The 21184-nt window shown below is 36.2% G+C and carries 12 protein-coding genes and 3 tRNA genes; 8 read left to right on the forward strand and 7 right to left on the reverse strand.

The window, feature by feature from the left end; translation table 11 throughout:
* The first annotated feature begins 570 nt into the window (after positions 1–570).
* The 6 genes from ACFIQC_RS00055 (at position 571) to ACFIQC_RS00080 (ending at position 7254) form a co-directional block, all read left to right on the forward strand.
* Positions 571–1761: a hypothetical protein gene (locus ACFIQC_RS00055; RefSeq protein WP_375706622.1), complete on the forward strand. Its 1191-nt coding sequence runs from the start codon at positions 571–573 to the stop codon at positions 1759–1761.
* Complete coding sequence (locus ACFIQC_RS00060) at positions 1758–2963, forward strand: ATP-grasp domain-containing protein (RefSeq protein ID WP_375629281.1); 1206 nt, start codon at positions 1758–1760, stop codon at positions 2961–2963. The genes ACFIQC_RS00055 and ACFIQC_RS00060 overlap by 4 nt, the downstream gene beginning before the upstream one ends.
* 192 nt (positions 2964–3155) lie before the next feature.
* Positions 3156–3701, forward strand: a complete 546-nt coding sequence (locus tag ACFIQC_RS00065; RefSeq protein ID WP_375706584.1) for a YqcI/YcgG family protein — start codon at positions 3156–3158, stop codon at positions 3699–3701.
* A 146-nt stretch (positions 3702–3847) separates the two neighbouring features.
* Positions 3848–4018, forward strand: coding sequence for a hypothetical protein (locus tag ACFIQC_RS00070; protein WP_375706623.1), 171 nt, complete (start codon positions 3848–3850; stop codon positions 4016–4018).
* Positions 4019–5497: 1479 nt separating this feature from the next.
* Positions 5498–5668, forward strand: a complete 171-nt coding sequence (locus tag ACFIQC_RS00075; RefSeq protein ID WP_375611449.1) for a hypothetical protein — start codon at positions 5498–5500, stop codon at positions 5666–5668.
* A gap of 365 nt (positions 5669–6033) precedes the next feature.
* Positions 6034–7254 carry an MFS transporter gene (locus tag ACFIQC_RS00080; protein WP_375706585.1) on the forward strand — a complete coding sequence of 407 codons (1221 nt, stop codon included), beginning with the start codon at positions 6034–6036 and terminating at the stop codon, positions 7252–7254.
* A gap of 473 nt (positions 7255–7727) precedes the next feature.
* Here ACFIQC_RS00080 and ACFIQC_RS00085 read toward each other — a convergent pair.
* From ACFIQC_RS00085 to rplU, 4 genes are all read right to left on the reverse strand, one after another.
* A tRNA-Ser gene (locus ACFIQC_RS00085) sits at positions 7728–7817 on the reverse strand.
* Between the two features lie 1256 nt (positions 7818–9073).
* Complete coding sequence (gene ptsP, locus ACFIQC_RS00090) at positions 9074–11605, reverse strand: phosphoenolpyruvate--protein phosphotransferase (RefSeq protein WP_375706586.1); 2532 nt, start codon at positions 11603–11605, stop codon at positions 9074–9076.
* Between the two features lie 1402 nt (positions 11606–13007).
* Positions 13008–13277, reverse strand: coding sequence for a 50S ribosomal protein L27 (gene rpmA / locus ACFIQC_RS00095; RefSeq protein WP_273723965.1), 270 nt, complete (start codon positions 13275–13277; stop codon positions 13008–13010).
* A gap of 12 nt (positions 13278–13289) precedes the next feature.
* Positions 13290–13769, reverse strand: a complete 480-nt coding sequence (gene rplU, locus ACFIQC_RS00100) for a 50S ribosomal protein L21 (protein ID WP_375611445.1) — start codon at positions 13767–13769, stop codon at positions 13290–13292.
* A 285-nt stretch (positions 13770–14054) separates the two neighbouring features.
* Here rplU and ACFIQC_RS00105 point away from each other — a divergent pair.
* Positions 14055–14144: transfer RNA gene (locus tag ACFIQC_RS00105), tRNA-Ser, on the forward strand.
* 338 nt (positions 14145–14482) lie between these two features.
* Here the strand turns inward: ACFIQC_RS00105 and pgi are convergent.
* The 3 genes from pgi to ACFIQC_RS00120 form a co-directional block, all read right to left on the reverse strand.
* Positions 14483–16147, reverse strand: coding sequence for a glucose-6-phosphate isomerase (gene pgi / locus ACFIQC_RS00110; protein ID WP_375620830.1), 1665 nt, complete (start codon positions 16145–16147; stop codon positions 14483–14485).
* A 190-nt stretch (positions 16148–16337) separates the two neighbouring features.
* Positions 16338–19472: an efflux RND transporter permease subunit gene (locus ACFIQC_RS00115; protein ID WP_375620831.1), complete on the reverse strand. Its 3135-nt coding sequence runs from the start codon at positions 19470–19472 to the stop codon at positions 16338–16340.
* The gene (locus ACFIQC_RS00120) at positions 19469–20608 is read right to left on the reverse strand and encodes an efflux RND transporter periplasmic adaptor subunit (RefSeq protein ID WP_375620832.1); all 1140 of its coding nucleotides are present in this window, start codon (positions 20606–20608) and stop codon (positions 19469–19471) included. The genes ACFIQC_RS00115 and ACFIQC_RS00120 overlap by 4 nt, the downstream gene beginning before the upstream one ends.
* Before the next feature lie 367 nt (positions 20609–20975).
* Here ACFIQC_RS00120 and ACFIQC_RS00125 point away from each other — a divergent pair.
* Positions 20976–21052: transfer RNA gene (locus ACFIQC_RS00125), tRNA-Arg, on the forward strand.
* Positions 21053–21184: the final 132 nt, after the last annotated feature.

The raw sequence follows: 21184 nt of genomic DNA on the forward strand, positions 1-21184 counted from the left end.
TGTTTCAATATATCTTTCGGTATATTCATAAACTGAAACTAAGAATATTATAATAAGCCCTCAAACAACGACGACGCCCAAATCGGCCGTAATAAAGCCTCCTAAAACTGAACCAATAATACCTCTCTCTGAAAAAGACTACTATGTAAAGGCTTTAATACAATACCTTAGCGCTAATGCCATAAATGTTTCTGATAGATAACGAAGTTTATTGTCACAATAACATCTAACAACGGTCAATAGAAAAACCTCAACCTTGAGTATAAATGGAGGCAATCTTGAGAGTGCAAACACAGCCTTCCCAAGAACATAGCTATACTGGTCATTTAGCGAAGAAACTCCTCATTGGAAAAGCACCTCACAAGAGATACAGTAAAAATACCAACCGCCTCCGCTCTCAGTTTCTCCAAAATTAGCTATCGCTATGATAAACGTTATCGTTCAAATCTGTACCATGCTTCTATCGAAAAAACTTGACATGCCTAACAACATATATATTAGCTTTTTGTAAAAATGTATAATTTATAGCATGTCTATTTAACATGGGGGGATAATGTGCACAAACAACTGATGTTTCAGTTTTATGGGCTTGTTGTCCTGCTGTATCTTTCTGATATGGTTTTATTTTTAAGTAATCTTTGGAATGCTTATCGCATAACATCCTCATCGGTTTTTCTAGGCGTAACCATGGCTTTGGGCACCCTTATGCCCTATCTTTTGAAAAAAAGCAGTCTTGTGCGCATTAAAGCCTCACTGCGGTTGGTCGATTTATACAAAAGGCGAATCATTATCTATAGCCTTCTTTTATTGATTGCTCTTTTCCATTACGCTGATTCCCCCTTTGGTTTTATTGCTGTCTCTATCTCTATCGGCTATCTCTCTTTGATTACCTTAAGCACACTCGAGACTTATAATACTAAACTAGCACTTAGTGGTTATATTAGCGCCCAAAAGGCTTCCCGCATTATGCAAACAGTGGTGCAAATTGGCGCATTTTTGGGAGCAGCACTGAGTGGTTATCTCTTAGAAGCGACCAGCCCTCGAGGGGCAGCAGCTGAAATCGGTTATAATGGTTTGATTGTGACACTTTGTGTGTTTGACATCATTATAAGCCTTATAGCCGGATATATTATCTTTTGCGATGAATACAACGCTACAGATACCACAGCACTTGCAACTGGTAAGAAGCCAGCACCTACACCGCAAGTGGATGAGCTCTCCCATGAGCTTAAACTTTTATGCGTCTGCATAGGACTTATTGGCTTTCATATTTGCGCTTATAATACGCTGGCAACTATTCTTTTTCAGAGTGTGAAAAATTTTGGCTCTGAATATTATGGGCTTTGCAGTGCGGTTGCAGGCGTGGGCGCTTTTTTGGCTGCTTTTATCAAAATCCCTCGTTTTGAATTTATTCTCCCAGCCCTTATGTTGAGCATGGCTGATCTTATTTTTAGCACCACACAATCGCCCTATTTGGCTGTGGTCTTTTGCTTTTTTATTGGCTTTTCAATGAATACCATGCGAATTAATGCCCGCAAACATACGATTGAAGCGACCAAAACAGAGGCTCAAGCAGAGCTGGTGGGAAGCTATAGCGGCATGCTTTATACTCTCTCCCAATCGGCAGGTTATGTCATTCTTGGTCTTCTTACAAGCTCTGCCCTTATGGGTCCTCAAGCAGCTGTTTATCTTCTGCCCCTTATAGGGTTGATAATCTTTATTTATGTTCTTTTCCTTTTATCGCAGCGGAACAAAGTATGAGAAAACCTATTCTTATTGTCGACCCTTTCTCCACGGGTGCCCTCTATGGCCCTGCTTTGCAAAAATTAGGCTATGCTTGTTATGGTGTTGTCTCTCAAGCAGCTCCTTTTTCACACTATATGCTTTCTTATCAGGGAAAGGGCATGGCAGAAGCGAAGCTTCATAGTGTCGATGAGATAAAGAAACGCTTTCCTATCGGCACGATAGAGGCTGTAATAGCGGGTGCCGAAAGAGGTATCTATTGTGCAGAGAAATTGGCGGCTTATTATGGTTGTCTTGGGAATAACCCCTTGACTACCGATTGGCGACGGAAAAAAGCAGCGATGCAAAAACGCCTTTGTGAAAATGGTTTATCTTACATCCGATCAAAGATTCTTACAAAAAACGATTGTACTTTCGATGGTTTTGAAAGCCACAGCGGCTATGTGGTAAAGCCAAATGATTCTGCAGGGAGTGATGGTGTTTTATTTTTCTCTAATCTTGAGGAAGTAGTAACGTGGACCTCTGAAATCGACTGGAAGAAAAAAAATATTTTTGACGCACCTAACGAGGCTTATTTGCTCCAAGAAAGATTGGAGGGAGAGGAATACATCGTCGATGCCGTTGTAAAGGGAGAGGCTATAAAAATATGTAGTTTGTCACGATATAAAAAAGGTATTCATAATGGAAGTACTTTTGTTTATGAAACGCTTGATGTACTTGATTCTCAAGATCCCTCTTATGCCCCTCTTATCTCTTATGCAAAACAATGCATTCGCGTGCTGGGAATTGAATATGGACCTGCGCATATGGAAATCATGCAAACAGCTCGTGGTCCAGTGATGATTGAAGTAGGAGCCCGACTCCACGGAGGAATTGCACCCACCTTGTTCGCACATTGCTATGAAGATGATTTACTTGAAAGCTCCGTTAACCTTATTGCAGGCGTGTTTTCGCAAACACCAAGTCGCTTTAAGAAAAAAGGGCGTATTATCTTCCTTATCAACGAGATCGACGGTCATATTATAAAAGATGTTAATGTATGGCGGCAAAAGCTTCATTCTTGGGAAAATGTGGTTCATTTTATGCTCTTTTTTAAAGAAAATGAGCCCCTCCCCCTAACCATCGATTTAAATACCTGCCCAGCTATTATAGCAATTTGGGGACACAGTGATGATGAATTATCAGCTTTGGAGAGGATCATTCGTAGCAATTTCTTATAAAATACAGCAATTGGGAGGAAAACATGGATTCAGAAGCGCAGTCAATTGAAAATATAGACAAATATTAAAAATGGAAGCAAGTCATTTTTAAAGAATTCAATGCAACCATGAATAACACAATTAGGCCTTTTCTGCCTATTCGGTGTAAATGGATACTCAAAAAATATGCTTAGATTTGGGTTCTACAATAAGTTGACCGCAAAAAATATGATGGAAGACCTGATAACTTATTGCGATAACTATAAAAGTTTTGGAAAGAACACATCTTTTGTTGTATTCGAGAAGCCTGCCCCCGTACAAAGTATTGAAGTTTATAGAGAAAAATTCTGGTCTATACTTAAAGATTTGCGAACTCTTGATGACCAAGAATGGCCTAAGCATATACCAAAAAATATGTACAATCGTCTATGGGAGTTCTGCTTTCATGGCGAACCTATGTTTATAGTTTGCAATATCCCGTCTCATATAAACAGAATAAGTAGGAGAAGTTCTACATTTATGTTAACTTTCCAGCCTAGGTGGGTTTTTTCTGATCTGCTCGATACAGAACAAAAAGCAAAAAATGCATTCTCCGCTGTAACAAAAAGACTTGAACCTTTTGATATTGTCACAAAATCTCCTTTTTTAGGAAAATATGGCGAACCCCAAAATAGAGAATGGACGCAATACTTCCTGCAAGATAATAATATTGAATCCCCACCTTGCCCATATCATATAATGGAGCACGATAATGACTAAATTTTCTAAAATTAAATTAAATAAAAATATCTATGATATATTCAAAATGATGCTTCCAGAGCAAGGATCAATAGAGATACAAAGAGATTTTCCAAAAAAAAATACACGATTGGCATATTCACCAGGTCGATGAAACTCTCTTAATTATAGAGGGTGAGTTAGATTTTTTCTATAGCGAAAAACATATAACCTGTACACTAGGAGATATTATACATCTACCTGCCAATACAAGGCACAAATCAATTGCGGCAGATGTAGGATGCATATATGCAATTGCTACAGAAAATCTCACTATTGGAGATATTAGAGATGGGTAACCGCACGCTCTTTAATGGATTCTTTCTCATACAGGATTTTATTCTTTTACTCCTGCCTCCCATAATGCGCCCATAGATTCTGCAGAAAATAAGGCTATGAAGTTTACGTCCTCTACCCAAACCAACGTGGAAACTTTTCAGAAACCGCATTTTACAGTACAAAATAGAACGTTATTCTTTAAGAAAAAAAATGGATCAAGCTTAACGGATTAAACAAAAAGGAAATAATTTTGTTTACAGCTTTATTGTCGAGCATTCACGAATGGATTCTGGTATTATCTCTATCTGAAATTCCCTACAAGCATGAAGCAGAAAAGTTATCAAGCATATTTAGTATACCTAATGAAAACTGCTATTACCATGCGTGATGGCTCTAAAATGTAGATGGATTTGAATTTTTAAATAATTTTTAACTCTTGCATCACTTTATTTCCATACTTTTTAAATAATATTCAATAACTTAAGTAAAATAAATATTTTTATTTTGGGTTTTGTTGTGTTGTTAATCTAAAGCATGTGAAGAGAATATATTAAAGAATTAAAATATTTATATATCGAAATTGAAGATGTCCTATTTTACCCAAAAAAGAACTATTATGACATAGGTGAATTTAGCTATTAATCTTTTGTTGCCAACAAGTGGTAAAATGATGCTGAATGTAGAAAAAATTGCATAAGAACCTTTAACAAAAATGATTAAAATTTAGATAGAATTACAAGGTATAAAATAGAATTTATTCCATCAGCGCTGCAATTTTTTCTGGTTAATTTATTCTACCAATATCATTAAAGCTTTCTTCTAATGACATCGTCTATCATTGGAAGGAGATATATGATTGTTTTTCGAATTGTGACAGCACAGAAATTTCGTGATTTATTTTGTCCATTAAAAGATGTTTGTTAGTTGAGTAAGTTAAAAAATACATAGCATTCCGTATAATGTAGTGTGTATGTATAAAACTTCTCAGGATGATCGTGTTATTTGGGAAAGATTTTACAGCAATTACGAGTATCTCTAGAATGAAAAGCACTGATTTTTAGAACAGAGAAAAACATTGATTATAACAGTTTATTAGGCTAAACGCAAAATATTATTCTAATAATTGATGGTTAATTGTAACGGGATAGTTTTTTGATAATCATAAAGAAAAAGGTATAGAGCGTGTTTCTTTTAGTTAAGGAAAAGTATTGCTCATTTTTCTTTCTAAAAGTAAGCAAATTCAAAGATAATTTTTTGTTCTTGTAGTGGTGAGAAAATAATTGTCGAAGTCAGTGAAGGGGAGATTCTAATAGATTGTTACAAAGTTTAATAAAAGTTGGAATACTTAAAAATTCTTAGTTCCTATGATGATTTAAGAATACCAGATTAGGATACGGAGAATTCAAGAGCTCAAAACTTTGTGATAATATTGGTTTAGAATTACATCTTGTTCATTCAGACGAGATGAGCCAATTATTATATGTCACAGAGACATATGGGTGGAAAATTTAAAAAAAGCTTATCCAGAATCTGACTTAAAGGTTATTGGAACTTTAGTAGTAAGATTGGCTTGGTCTCATGTTTCTCAAAAATTAGCAACCAATCTTGTTGTGACTAGACTAAATTTGGAAGATCTGCTCACTGAGCGTTTTTATAATATTATGAAATGATAAAAATATTAATATTTCTTCTTGTCCGGGACATGAAGCCGGTGCTATTTGTATTTATTATCCGTTGCACCATTGTCCGAAATATATTTTAAGTAGTTGTCACTTGAAATATGCCTTGGAAAATTATTTGGCAAGAGAGCGTACCTATATGTATTGGAAAGTAATTTCCTATTATTTGTCTCAATCTATGGGTACAACGTTGCCAAGTATAGAATTCATGCTGACAGATGACTTTCAAAAAATAAGTGCCTATAACGCATTTGAACTAAACTTTTATGAAAAACTGGAATTTAGTACCGAACCATATTCGACAATGGAGAAAATCATAAAATGCCTTGAGTCTCTGTTTAAGAGGGAGGAGGCTATTGCGTAATTCTGTTTTTCTTATGATTATGATTGGTTGTTTGACGAGTTTTTGTGCTAGTGGTGTATTATCTATTGGCCTTTCTTTGTTACAATTCCAAGATACAACGGGAGAAGCGTCTGCTACTTTAAATGTCGTTAATTTAATCGCAATTGGAATTACTGGCTTATGTTTGGGAAACGTGTTGGCGCACTATCAAGGCTTTATAATTGGGTTTTATAGTCAAATTATTTGCGCTTGTTTATTGTCTTTCTTATTATTTATGAACAATCCAGTACTTATTTTATTTGTATTTTTTTTACTTGCTCTCTTGATGGGGGCTGATAACCCAAATAACAATAGTGCCTTGAATCAGCTGATTCCAGCTCCCAAACAAAAAGCTGGAATTTTTGCATTTTACACTAGTTGCTGTCAGTTTTTTGTTATTATATCCCCATTGCTTATATATTTTATAATTGCGCATTTGGGGCACAAAATAGCCATAGCCTTTATTGTATTTATCTATCTTTTGAATGCCAGCTTATGGTTTCGTATAAAGTCTATACAACAACTAAACAGAGCAAAAGAGCTATTAAAAAAGCCATCTCAAAAAGCTTATGGAGTTGGGTTCAGGTGCCTTTGGCGGATTTCTGCGTTGCGTTTTTTAACGATTAATCGTATTTTGAATAATTCTCTCTATACGGGACCTATTGTTTTATTGCCACTTGTTCTTGCTTCTATAACATCAGATAATATAAAATTTACAGCTATTCAAAATTCTATTTTTGCTTTGTCAGCACTGGGTTTTGTGATCAATGGTCTTATCTCATCTTATTATTTACGGAAATTTCCATCTTTAATTCGTTTTTTTGTATGGGGGGCACCGGCTTTTGCCGTGATCGCAATCTCTTTTGTTTTATATTTAAATTTTACTCAATATTCCCTTTATATTATGGGATTTTTATTAGGTATTGGGCAATTTTATTTTAGGGTATCGGGCATAACAATTGGACAAGCTATCACACCTAGTGAAAATTTAGCCGAGGTGATTTTGGCAGGCGATGCCAGTGTACGCATCATAACAGCTTTATTCTCTATTGTGCTTTTATATGCAGGAAAATTTTTTTCATTTTCTATATTATACGTCCTGTGTGTATTTATAGGCTTTTGCGCCCCTTTATTTATTTTGCACGGACTATCTATTTACATACAAAGCTTAGAGATAAAAGAAAGCGCCGCATGAATGATGTTCAATTATTATATTACGTCAGCCTTTTTTTGATTATCGTATAGATAAAAATTTTGTACAAATATTCATGACATTAATTTTAAATAAACACATTGCGTGAGAAAAGCTGAGGTATTCGTTACCTCTCATGTGGATAAAACGCATTTAGCCCGTTAATCAACGAAATTGCAAATAGCACTATGATCACCATTAATTCTAAAAGCTCTACCAGAAGTTAGTGATAATGGCAAAAATCCTTTAATGATATTTGAAGAGATCGTTTATGCTAGATCAGGTTATCTAAGATCGAGAGGAGAGGAGCTTAAAAAGTATAAAATTCATGGAAATTCAACAGCAATTTCTAGGTGTACATAATGATAAGCATAGATCGACGCGAACTGGTGAATTGCAAACAATAAAAAATCCTGCAAATGCTGGGCTTTTGAGGCTATGGCATATAAGGCATATGAAAGTTCGTTTTAGGTTAATGGCGGAGAGAGAGGGATTCGAACCCTCGATATGGTTTCCCATATACACGCGTTCCAGGCGTGCGCCTTCAACCACTCGGCCACCTCTCCAGAAGTTCGCACTATACCCAGAAAGAAATAACGTGCAAGTCTAAACTATACATTCAAAACCCAAAAAACAAATTCATTTATTAAAGTAAGAGCTTTTATCTGTTGAATAACAAGCACATCCCTTCTTTTTAAGAAAAAACTTTTTTCGTGGATAGGTTTGTAGAATACAATAATGAGAATAAAAAGATTGTCACCAGTTATAAACTTTCATGCTCATTTACGCACTTTCTGCTTTACAAAAAAATACTTCTCTTAAAATTAGCATACAGCCCATAGTTTTACACAACCAAATAATTAAAATCACTTACTTATACGTCATAGGAAGGGATGGTATGTGGGGGAAGAACATTTTAAGAGAGGATAAGCGGCTCTTATGCATTTTCTTAAATAGCACGAATTTTTGCAACATTGAGAGCTGTAAAATAGTGTGATGGTATCAGTTTTCTCTTTCATAGGATTACATAATAAGCCCTATTCTAAATCCTCTATTCAATTTCACACTTCTATATTTAGTTGATACTAAAGAAAATAAAATTCAGAAAAAACTTTGTATTTTTAATTTAATATGTATGAATATATCTTATTTTCTGAAATGAAAAAATAGTCTCATTTTGATCAAATACAAAATCATAAAAATGCAAACCTGTTTTCATTTTTACCATATATTTTTAAATCCAGCTTTACAGTTTTCAAAATATCTAAAGTAATCTCAATTATTTAAAAAAAATTATGTATTACTTCATACTTTTGATTATCGCATTCTTTAAGCGTGATATGGTCTCATCACAAAACAGAATACTCTAAAAATACTATTTTCTTTCCCATCCACACGTTTGTAAAAAAACATCTCTTAAAGCTTGCTACATCTACCTCATACGGTATCTATGAATGGTATAAAATCTATTGGATAACATCATCTTTCCTTAAATAAAAAGTAAAAGCCAAGTACTATCACGCTATTTGTCGCCTAATGTTACAATATCTATTGCTATTTGAGAGAATGCATAAAAGGAATTTATTCTTTCTTAGAGTGTTTTTATCCATACATTACTCCTCCTTGTAATGTATAAAAGAGTAATTTTTATTAATTAAATATAGAGAAATTTAAAACGAAAAAACCCTACAATATTCAGGGTTCTCATTATGTAAAACGATAAATTACCATTATAAATTAATATACTGTATTAATGTTTTACAGCACTAAAGATCTGATTAGTCTGCAAAATGAGCTCGTTCTTTCCCCTTAATGTTCTTTATTACCTTATATCCTTGCTTAGAGCACGTACAGCTCGTGCAGTTTCACATTGTAATGCTTTTTGTGCTAAAATTTTCATATCTTCAAAACTATGAGTCTGTAAACACGCCTTTACTGGAGAAATATCGCAAGATATCATAGAAAGCTCATTAATTCCCAATCCAGTCAAAATCATTGCACCAAAAGGATCTCCAGCCATACCACCACATACACTAACCCAACACTTATGTTGTGCAGCTCCCTGAATAGTCTGATAAATCATACGCAAAACTGCTGGATCAAGGCTATCAGCTTCAGACACAAGGTACGGATTTTGCCGATCAACAGCCATTGTATACTGTGTTAGGTCATTGGTTCCAATTGAAAAAAAATCAACATGGGCGCTTAATACATCTGCCATAATGGCCGCTGCTGGAACTTCGATCATAATACCAAGTTTTAATTTTGGTGCATCAACATCGTTGCGGATTTCCTCTGCAATCTTTTTTATAGCGACAATCTCTGAAACAGACATGACCATCGGAAACACAATCCATAGATCTCCACCCTCTTTTGCCGCTCGATATAAAGCACGTAATTGAGGCACCAAAAGATCACGTCGACGTAACAAAAGCCGCGTTCCTCGAACACCTAAAAAAGGATTGTCCTCTTTAGATAAATGTAAATGCGTAACCTGTTTATCTCCACCAATATCAAGTGCACGAATAATTAATGGCTTATCTCCTACAGCTGTAATCATCGCCCGATATATATTAAATTGTAGCTCTTCATCCGGAATATATGGATTCTCTAAAAACAAAAATTCCGTGCGCATGAGTCCAACACCTTCAGCCCCTAAATCAAGCGCAACAGGAACCTGATTTGCGTAATTGACATTAGCCATGATACGAATTCTTTGACCATCTGTCGTTTGCGCTGGTAATCTACATGCATTTATTTCACTGACACGTTTTTGCGCAACAGTATCAATATGCCTTTGAGCATCTTCAACGTCTTCAAGCGTAGGATTAAGGTAAATAAACCCGTTATCGCCATCAATAATAGCCTGAATATCAGACTGAATTGCTAAAATATCATCACCTGCAGCAACAACCATTGGAATACCAAGAGTACGCGCCAAAATAGCTGTATGAGATAATGGACCTCCCCATGCTGTTGCTAATCCTTTTACCCTTGTACAATCAAGTTGTGCTACATCAGAAGGAGAAAGGTCATTTGTAACCAGAATTACACCATGTGGAATATCATTTAAAAAGAACGATCTATAGGATGGATTGATTTCACCTAAAACACGTCGACCAACATCAACTAAATTAACAGCACGTGCTGCTAACAAAGGATTATCTACCTTAAAAAACATATCTGAAAATTGACGAACCGCTCTATCCCAAGACCAAGCGACACCATGACCTTCCGCTATAAAACGACAAGCTTGAGCTATTAAATTTTCATCTTCAAGCAAAACCATTTGCGCAGAAAAAATCGCAGCAGAATCTGCTCCCATACGCACTGTAATATCAGAAATCACAGATGCCATTTTATGTTTTGTTTTTGTAAGAGCATTTTCAAGACATGCTGCACCAGCTGCAAAATCAATTGGCTGATCTATTATGGAAATATCATTTTGCCTTAAAACAAAAATCTTACCAAATGCTAATCCTGAACTCGCTCCAACACCAGAAATGCCTTTTTGCATAGAGCGTGGATACCAACCATGAAAAGCCTTTGTTTGAGATTCCATTGCTCTCATCAGACATTTTTCACTAATACTCACTTTTTTTGCAATAGCAATGGCATCATTGAGAAGTTGTGCTCCTTCTGCAGCATCTGTAGAAAAAATCAGAACATCACCGTTTTTTGCTCCTAATTGCAATAAACCAACCAAATTTTTCATTTCAACGGTATATTGACCATGGCGAACTCTGATAGAGTTTTGAGCCTTTTTCGCAAAATCAACCCATAGAGAAGCTGGTCGTGCATGAAGACCACTTGGATAATCTAAAGTCCATTCCTGACACACCGAAAGGTCACCAATAAAAGTTTTTTCTATCTTCATCTCTTGGTCAAACAAAGTTGTAACAATTTGCTGTTTGTCCACAGTTGTTGCAAGTACTTCAAGCTGTTTTTTATCAAATAAAAGAGACGTCAATTTTTTACAAATTTCTCTATAGCGATCTGGACACGCTGCAATGGCAATAACCAAATATGCTTTCTTGCCATCCTGCCACTCAACACCAGCAGGCACCTGTATAACAGCAACAGCATCCTTGATAATTAAATCACGATTTTCAGCCATACCATGAGGAATGGCTATACCATTTCCAAGCCAAGTATTGGTTGTTTCTTCACGTGCAAGCATACTTGCCAGATAACACTTATCAACTGCACCAACCTGCACAAGCAATTCAGCAGCAGCATAAATTGCATCATTTTTATGATCAAAAGCAGCTGCAAGTTGTACAGATCTTATAGACAAGATTTCACCATCAGTAAAATCTACATTCATTGCTTCTGCTTTCTCATATCTCATCATGAATTCAAATTGCCTCACATTTGAACACCAATATCTCTGATACATTCCTTTTCAAAGCTGCATTTCCCAAAATACAAGCTATAAATACCACCACAGCTCTCTTTATATTTACAGAATATAGCTAAGTGAGGTGCTTAAATACCTCAATATAACCGATAAAACAATTAGATATTATTATCCACCTCAGTGCTTAAAACCATCATAAACAAGTCTGCCTCTTACTCTTTTACTTTACAAAGACAAAACCCCGTTTTTTACAGCACCAATCACCTGAAAAACTATGCTTTCAAAATGCTCTCATTATCCTAAGTTATCCAACATAACTTTTCACTATTCTCCCTACAAGAAAGCATCCTTCCCAATCATCCGTAACTTCAGCTAATATTTTAATTGATTCCTCAAAGTTTATTTAACCTATTATCCCTCTTTATAAGTTCATTACATAATTACAAATTGCTCCATGCAACTTATCATCTTTAAAATTCCGTGCTACCCATCTTATGATATCAAACTCTCGATATATAATATTTATATATTTTAAGCTACACCTTTACTTCAATCAATATCGCAAATACACAATACCCTCTGTCGCACATTTGCAAAGTACGACATCCCCTCCCAAGCACCATCACCAACTACTAAAATCAAGAAAAACTCTACAAATAAGATAAATAAAGTAAAAAATGAAAAGCAATTATTGCCTTAACCCTAGCTCTTATGCTTGTCTATTTCAACAATACACAATAATAGTGAAATCAGAAAAAATATTCTTGAAGGGCGCTGATTGCAAGTTGGTTATTTTTATATCTTTAAACACCGTACTCCTTAAAAATATAATTTCACTCTCGATTTACCGAAAATTCCTTAATGCACGTCACTTTCAAAGTAGTTTTGACTACCTTCTTATGGATTTTTTATCCCTATGTCTTTTTAAATGAATAGCCCCACCTACCCACACTACCACCTAAAAACAGTATGACAACTCATCAATACCACAATGCCGATAAAAAGATCCATCTTTATCAAAATGATTACATCAATAATGCTCTCATTAAATTTCTCATAATTTTCTGAAAACAAACTGCTTCTCTTATAAGAAATTACTCGACGCTTCTTCATACATAAAAAGAAAATCTCTCCTCACTGATTATTATACAGAAACTTATCAACAAACTCTATCATAATATCAATATGTTCAGTACTTAAATACTAACATAACAGCGCACAAACTTTTTCCCTCATTGAGAAAAGCTATTTCCCCGATTCTACCTTTTTATCTTCTACATTTATTATAGTACCAACGCAAAAAGGGAAAGATGAGATTCATCTTTCCCTTTGAATACTTATAAAACCACAACTACAATTCAATGAAATCCCGTTGATGGCTAGAGAGTGTTACAGATTACTCTGCTGCCTCCACCATAGGAATGACTGAAACATAGGAACGATTACCCGCTTTGCGTTGAAAAGAAACCTTTCCATTTGATAATGCAAAAAGCGTATGGTCTTTTCCAATGCCGACATTGTTTCCAGGATGCCAACGTGTACCACGCTGGCGAATAATAATATTTCCGGCAATAACGGTTTCACCACCAAATTTTTTAACGCCTAGACGTTTCGATTCTGAATCACGACCATTACGCGAGGAACCACCAGCTTTTTTATGTGCCATAGACGCTCTCCTTTAATCTTTCTTACTCTTTGATGCTACAGATGCTTTCTTCTGCGACGCAGTCTTTTTTTCAACCGTTTTTTTAGCCGTCTTCTCAACAGAAGCAGCAGCTTTTGTTTCTTTTGGTGTAGTTTCTTCTTCTTTTATAGGTTTCGCAGCAACTTTTTTAGGTTTTGAACCACCCATTAAAATTTCTAAAACACGAAGCCTCGTAAATTCTTGACGATGGCCACGCGTGCGTTTAGAATTTTGACGACGGCGCTTCTTAAATGCGATAACCTTGCGCCCACGTGCCTGTTCTAAAATCTCAGCTGTCACCAATGCATCAGCAACGACAGGGGTACCAATAACCGCATTACCTTCTTGCCCAACCATTAATATGTCATTGAATTCAACCACATCACCCGCATTTCCACTAACTTTTTCAACTTTTACCACTTGATTAGCAACAATGCGGTATTGCTTACCACCAGTTTTAATGACTGCGAACATTTTTTATCCTTCCGTTCACTCCAGCTCTTATTTAATTTCTGCCTTGAAATAAGGGAAAATAGGCTGCTTTTTATCAGTCGTAATAGATCCCAAAGAAGGATAAAACCTTCTTCAACACAAATATGCGCAGATTTCCCCACGCTTATATTTTGTATATATGAAGGAATTTCTATTCTCTGTCAATAAAGTCCCATAAAAAAGAAAAAAAGGTTGTACCAAAAACAATTGAAGGTTATCTACCCCTTATACACTCAAATAGTGCCGATTTTTGTTTCACTTTATTATGGAGAGATGGCTGAGTGGTTGAAAGCACCGCACTCGAAATGCGGCATAGGGGCAACTCTATCGGGGGTTCAAATCCCTCTCTCTCCGCCATTAATTTATAAAGCGATATTATTAAAACTGTCTTTAATCGTAGCTTGTCTGTAGCTTGCCAACGGGTTTTGTATATTTTGACACTAGGTTTTTACCAATTTATTTTTTTCAAAGAGTTTTTAAGGGGTTCTCAAAGGGTCTTCAAAGACCTCTCAAAGGTCTTTATCGTTTTTGCGAATAAATTCTCATTTTTACAATTTTTGCACTTTTTTGATTTTCTGTTACATAAATCTAGTTCAGATAACAAGAGAACGCATAGTAAAATTAAAGAATTATCTCATATTTCTCTCTCATTCTACTTTTGCTTAGTTAGTACAAAACCTACTGTCAAATTATATTTATTTTGCACGTCTTGCTTGAATATGTGCTAGCAACCCTAATGTTGAACTATCGCGATTATCCGCTTTACTTTCTCCACGAAGAATTGGTAGTAACTCGTTTGCTAATTCTTTACCAAGTTCAACACCCCATTGATCAAATGAATTAATATTCATTAAAATCCCTTCAACAAAAGTGCGATGTTCATAAAGCGCAATAAGACGACCGAGTGCAAAAGGCGTTAATGAATCTTGAACCAGCGTAATGCTGGGACGGTTTCCTTTAAAACTTCTATGACGTGCTAAATGATCTGCTTCACCCTCATCAACTCCATTTTTTATCAAGATATGCCGAGCATCTTCAATACTACGCCCCTTCATCAAGGCTTTTGATTGTGCTAAACCGTTTGCTAGCAACATCTCATACATAGAATGTAATTTTTTCTCATGCCCTTTTATAAATAAAATAAATTCTACAGGAATAATATCTGTTCCTTGATGCAGAAGCTGAAAAAAAGCATGTTGACTATTTGTTCCTGAATCCCCCCAAACAATTGGACCACTTGAAAAACTTAATGGTTTTCCATCCAGCGAGACTTGCTTACCATTTGATTCCATATCAAGCTGTTGTAAATAAGCTGGAAAATGTATTAAACGCTGTGCATAAGGAATGATCGAACGTGATGAATAACCACAAATAACACGATGCCAGAATCCTAAAAGAGCAAAACGAATAGGAATATTTTTATGCAAAGGCATAGTTTTAAAATGTTGATCCATTTGCAAAGCACCATTGAGAAATTGGCGAAAATTTCCACCACCTATTGCAAACATAACAACAAGTCCAATGGCTGACCAAATTGAATAACGTCCTCCAACCCAATTCCAAAATTTAAAAACTCTTGTGGAATCTATGCCAAATTCTGCCACTTTATCAAGCGCACTTGAAACAGCAACAAAATGCGTACAAACGGCTTCTTCTCCTAAATGTGAACAAATCCACTGACGTGCAACTTGAGCATTGACCATTGTTTCAGCCGTTGTAAAAGTTTTAGAAGCAATGACAAACAGCGTTGTTGCTGGATTCAAAATAGAGAGAGTATCAGAAATATGGGCACTGTCAGCATTCGAAACAAAATGACACTGTGGACCATCATGATAAGGTTTTAAAGCATACGTGACCATTGCAGGACCAAGATCAGAACCACCAATACCAATATTGACAATATCACTTATTCTCTCGCCACTGCCTCCCTTATAGCTTCCATCACGCACCTTTTCAGAAAATCTTTCCATATCGTCAAAGACGTCTTGAATATCGCGAATAAGATTATGACCATCCAACATGAAAATTTCATCAGCAGGTAAACGTAATGCAATATGAAGAACTGAGCGTTTTTCAGTTGTATTAATCGCCTTACCAGAAAACATTGCATCACGCCGGCCTAACACATCTGCTGCGACCGCTAAATCATCTAGAAGTTGCAATGTTTTAAATGTCACACCACATTTTGAAAAATCGAAAAGAAGATCATCAAGTCTGAGGGAAAAATGGGAAAAACGCTGTTCATCTTCTACAAAATGCCGACGAATATCATAGACCCCATCCTTTGCGGCATGGTTTCTTAAAGCTTTTAATGTGGCTTCAAAAGCCATTTCATTTCGAATCGAAAAGCTATCTCCCATAAGCTTATCCTATACGGTTATTGATAATGAAATCTATGCCCAAACAATAACAAAGCAGAAAGCATCTCTTTTATTGCTCGCTATTTTCACTGCTCACATAAAAATGAAGGAATATACAAAATATAAAGGATAAGATCCGAAAATGATATTTTTACAAGAATAAATTTTCAAATCTTTTCTATCATATACATCATTTAACTTGATTGAGTTCTTTTGTTAAACGTAAATCTTCTTCTGCTTTTGGTCTTATAAAACGCCCTAAAAAAAGATAAACAACCGGTGTAACATAAAGCGTAAAAATAGTTGCTAAACCTAAGCCACCAACGATAACCCAACCTAAAGCTATACGAGCTTCTGCGCCAGCACCTTTGGCTAAAACCAAAGGAATACCTCCTAAAATGGCACAAATCATTGTCATACAAACTGGACGAAGGCGAATGTTTGCTGCTTCTTCTACGGCTTCACGCACGCTTCTTCCCTGATCACGTAATTGATCTGCAAATTCAACAATGAGAATACCATTTTTTGCCATAACACCAATTAACAAAATTAATCCAATTTGGCTGTAAATATTAAGACTCACACCACTTAATAGCATAGCAATTACAGCACAACCAATCCCTAATGGGACAGTGGCCATGATAATGAATCCTGAAATAAAGCTTTCAAACTGAGCAGCCAAAATCAATAAAATAATCAAAAAGGCAATGCCAAAAACAATCATAAAATTGGAAGATGTTTCATTAAGCGTTTCGGCTTCCCCTAAGGGAACCAAATAGGTTCCTTTTGATAACAAAGGAGAAGCAATTTTCTGTACAGTTTGGTAAGCTTCCCCTAAAGCGATATCTGGAGCAAGATTTGCGCTTAAAATAACAGCACTCATGCGTTTTTCCCGTTTTAATTGAGGAGCAATAGCTTTTTCATGTAAACGCGCAATAACCGATAAAGGAACATATCGATTGTCTTTGGTTTTTAAAAAAATATTTTCTAAATCGCTAGGACTCTTCATAGAATTTGTACGCGATATCAATTTAACATCGTAAGAATGATCATCCACGTTAATGGAACCAATCTTTTTACCATCCAACATTGTTTGTAATGTATCGCCCAAATTGGTGATATCAATCCCTAAATCGGAGGCTTTTTTTCGATTGATTTCAATAAAAAATTGCGGTTGCGTTGCATCAACAGTAAGGCGTGGGCGAATAAAACGCGGATCATCTTGTAAAGCACTTACCAGCTTATCAGCAATGGGTTGTAATATTGCATAATCATTGCCAAGAATTGCAAATTGCAACCCTTGCCCAGTTCCGCTCACACCTAGAGAATTTCCCTGCGCAGCAAACACAAAAACTGCGGGAAACTGTTTAACCTTTGCATTAATATCTTTCACGATTTCTTGCTGACTCCGTAAACGTTTATCCCAAGATGAAAGCAATAAAATCAAAAAAGCAGTATTGGGTGAACCGCCAGCACCCGCAATAGAGTAACTGTTAGCAATCTCCCCTGCATCACGTAATGGCTGTAGACTTGCTTCAATTTGCTCTATTTGCTCGTTCAAATATTGTGTTGAAATACCTTGTGGTCCATTAATAACCAAAAAGATCACAGCTCTGTCTTCTGCTGGCGTTAATTCCTGTTGTAGCTTCGTATAGCCTCCAACACAAAGACCCGCAAAAATAAGTGAAGCAAAAACAACAGCCCAAGGCTTTTCTAAACACTTATGCAAACTGTAAGTATATGCCTTATGAAAAAAAGTACCTAATTTATATAAAAAAGCAAAATGATGGGACTTTTCCTCTTTTTCCTCAATATGTTCTTTGAGAAAACGCGAAGCCAACATTGGACAAAGCGTTAAGGCAACAACTGAAGAAAGCAAAATAGAAATTGCCAAAACAAAACCAAATTCTCTAAAAAGACCTCCAACTTGCCCAGGAAGAAAGGAAATAGGAACAAACACAGCCACTAAAGTCAATGTTGTTGCTAAAACAGCAAAAAATACTTCACGTGTTCCTATCACCGCTGCTGCTCTGGAACCTAATCCCATGTTGCGCCACCGAACAATATTCTCAAGAACAACAATGGCATCATCCACAACAAGCCCTGTTGCTAAAACAAGTCCTAAAAATGTGAGAATATTCAATGAAAACCCTACAAGATAAATAGCCGCAATGGTACCAATCAAAGCGACAGGAAGAGATAAAGCAGGTATCAGCGTTACACGAATGTCTCTGAGAAAAAGAAAAATGACCAAGATAACGCTCAAAATAGCAATACCCAACGCAACTTCAACCTCATGAAGAGCGCTTTTAATAAAAATTGCATCGTCATTAATAACGTCTATATTTACAGAAGAAGGAACAATACTTTTGAGATTATCAACAACGGCTCTCACACCTTCAGAAATATTAAGAGTGTTGGATTGTGCTTTACGCACGATACCTAATCCAATACCTGTCTTTCCATTGATACGAAGAATAACTGTTTCTATATCCGGCGATAAAGTAACATGCGCAACATCACCAAGATGCACATGAGGCTTTAAAACAACTTGTTCAAAAGATTCTGGTGTTGTTAAACGTGCAGTAGCACGTACAACTAAACTTTGCTTAGAATTGCGTAATGACCCTACTGGCACATCTGTTGTCATATCAGCAAGAACACGTGAAATATCTGCTACAGTTAATCCATAACTTGCAAGTTTTGCTTGATCTATATCAATCTGAAAAATCTTTGTGCGAGCACTATCGACCTGTACATCACCAACACCATCAACAGCAGAAATAGCATCAACAATCTGATCGTTTACAATCGTGGTTAAATCATCAACACTCATTGTTGGTGACGTCACAACCAAATACATCATGGCAGCAGCATTCGAATCTGCTTTAATAATCAAAGGCGAATCCGCATCTTTCGGTAAAGAATAGGTAACACGAGAGAGAGCATCACGAATATCAGATGCTGCAACATTCAAATCAACACCGACATTAAAGTTAATCTTCACACGGGAGCGTCCAAAAGAAGACGTTGAAGAAATCGTCTTAACACCTGAAACACGAGAAACAGCATCTTCTATAACTTTTGTAACTTCACGATCAATTGTTTCTGCCGATGCACCAGAAAACATCGTCACAATCGTTGTTACAGGAGTATCAACATCGGGTAATTCTCTTACATCAACATTTAACCATGCTGCAAATCCTGCAATGATGATCATAGCATTCAAAACAAGAGTAAAAACCGGTCTGCGAATAAATAAGGTAATGAGACCACCTTGCTCCACCTTTGACATAGGCTGTTTTGTGCTCAATTCTTGGCTCATTGTATATCCGTTCCATAACCTACTGATAATTGCTGTTGATGAGACTTTGGATCATCAATAGTTACTTTACTTCCTGGATAAAGCATTTGCACCCCTTGAATGACAACTTGATCACCATTTTCTAGGGGAGCTTTCACGAAAACCTGATCCGCTTTATGCTGAATAATTGTTACGGGTATAGACTCTACTTTTCCTTCTCTCACACGCCAAACGAATGACCCTTTACTATTCCATTGCACTGCAAGAGGATTAACGACAGGAAAAGAACCACCATGAAACTGCAAGGAAACAGAAAAGGACATACCAGACATGAGCGTATCTTTTTCATTGTTGATTTCAACCTGAACATGAAGTGTGCGACTTTCTGGATCAACGATATTATCAATCGCATAAATATGACCAACAAAAGATCTATCTGGCTGCGCGATTAACGTTGCCGTTACCTCATCTCCTTTATGGATGCGCGACACATATCGTTCAGGGGCCCATATATCGACCAAAATACGTTCTCTATTCTCAATACGGCCTATTACAGTATTAAGGGTCACGTTATTCCCCGCATCAACGGGCAAAATACCAACAACTCCAGGAATCGGTGCTCGAATTGTTCGCCGATCGAGATCTAATTCAGCATTACGCAAAACTAAATTTGCGTTATCCAACTCTAAGCGTGCCATAATTTCTTGAACTTCCGTTGCTGTATTGCTGGCGCGTAATTTAAGAATACGCGAAAGCGTCAATGCATTGTTATCACGTTGCACTTTTGCTTTTGCAGCCGCTATTTCTTCTTTTTTAGAATCAAGCTTTGCAATCACATCATCAGCTTGTACTTTTGTACCCGCTGATACGAAAAGCTTATCAATAACACCTGAGGATAAAGGGGTAAGCTCGACTTCTGCAAGAGCTTTTCCACTCCCAAGAACGTTAAGTTGTTCGTAAAGATCTTGAACTTTTACAAGATCAACGACAACATTTACCGGTGGCCTTCCCATTTTTTCATTTGAAGCTTTATCCGATACTCTTGTTTTATCCACCATAGAAATGGGTTGGTCTGCACTCTTTTTTCCAGCCCAATAAGTAACCGTTAAAACAACGATTAAAAACACTAATGGAAAGCTCTTTTTTAATAACGCCATACATCCGCCCTTGCTGTGTCATGTTCATCTGAAATAGTTTTCAACAGTAATATCGGCGTTTTACACAAAAACCCAACAGCGGGTGCATATATCTTACCCCCACCGCAAAAAACACATCTCACCTCTGCTTGACTATCTTTCATAGATTAAAACGTCAAGTTAACTATCGTTCATATTGCTTTGTATGGTCATGACAAAAAAATGTTCATATCAAAACCAACTGAAGCCATAATATATTATATCCTTTTTTAAAATATATCATAAAAAAAGAGAGATTTTTTTATGACGACTCAAGTTTCACTTGCATTTCTTTAATGAAACGATTAGGAACCCTTTGTCTTAGACAATGTAAAAAATTGAAATGTATGCACCCGTAGCTCAGCTGGATAGAGCACCAGACTACGAATCTGGGGGTCAGGAGTTCGAATCTCTTCGGGTGCGCCATCTATCAATATCTTACTTATAAAGTCAGACTTTTTAAATTCTTTATTTTGTGATTTATTTTTACCTATCTTTGTATTTTGTTATTTCATTCTGTTGTGAGTCGTTTCTTTAGCCATTTTGCTAGAATAAGAT

Origin of the sequence: Bartonella sp. AA126HLJHH, assembly GCF_042197425.1 — a bacterium.
Lineage (GTDB): Bacteria > Pseudomonadota > Alphaproteobacteria > Rhizobiales > Rhizobiaceae > Bartonella.

Excerpts from the sequence above, each read along its gene's own strand:
- pgi (WP_375620830.1), bottom strand. The coding sequence starts at position 16,147 with ATGGGAGATAGCTTTTCGATTCGAAATGAAATGGCTTTTGAAGCCACA.
- ptsP (WP_375706586.1), bottom strand. The coding sequence starts at position 11,605 with ATGATGAGATATGAGAAAGCAGAAGCAATGAATGTAGATTTTACTGAT.
- ACFIQC_RS00060 (WP_375629281.1), top strand. The coding sequence starts at position 1,758 with ATGAGAAAACCTATTCTTATTGTCGACCCTTTCTCCACGGGTGCCCTC.
- ACFIQC_RS00120 (WP_375620832.1), bottom strand. The coding sequence starts at position 20,608 with ATGGCGTTATTAAAAAAGAGCTTTCCATTAGTGTTTTTAATCGTTGTT.
- rpmA (WP_273723965.1), bottom strand. The coding sequence starts at position 13,277 with ATGGCACATAAAAAAGCTGGTGGTTCCTCGCGTAATGGTCGTGATTCA.
- ACFIQC_RS00115 (WP_375620831.1), bottom strand. The coding sequence starts at position 19,472 with ATGAGCCAAGAATTGAGCACAAAACAGCCTATGTCAAAGGTGGAGCAA.
- rplU (WP_375611445.1), bottom strand. The coding sequence starts at position 13,769 with ATGTTCGCAGTCATTAAAACTGGTGGTAAGCAATACCGCATTGTTGCT.
- ACFIQC_RS00055 (WP_375706622.1), top strand. The coding sequence starts at position 571 with ATGTTTCAGTTTTATGGGCTTGTTGTCCTGCTGTATCTTTCTGATATG.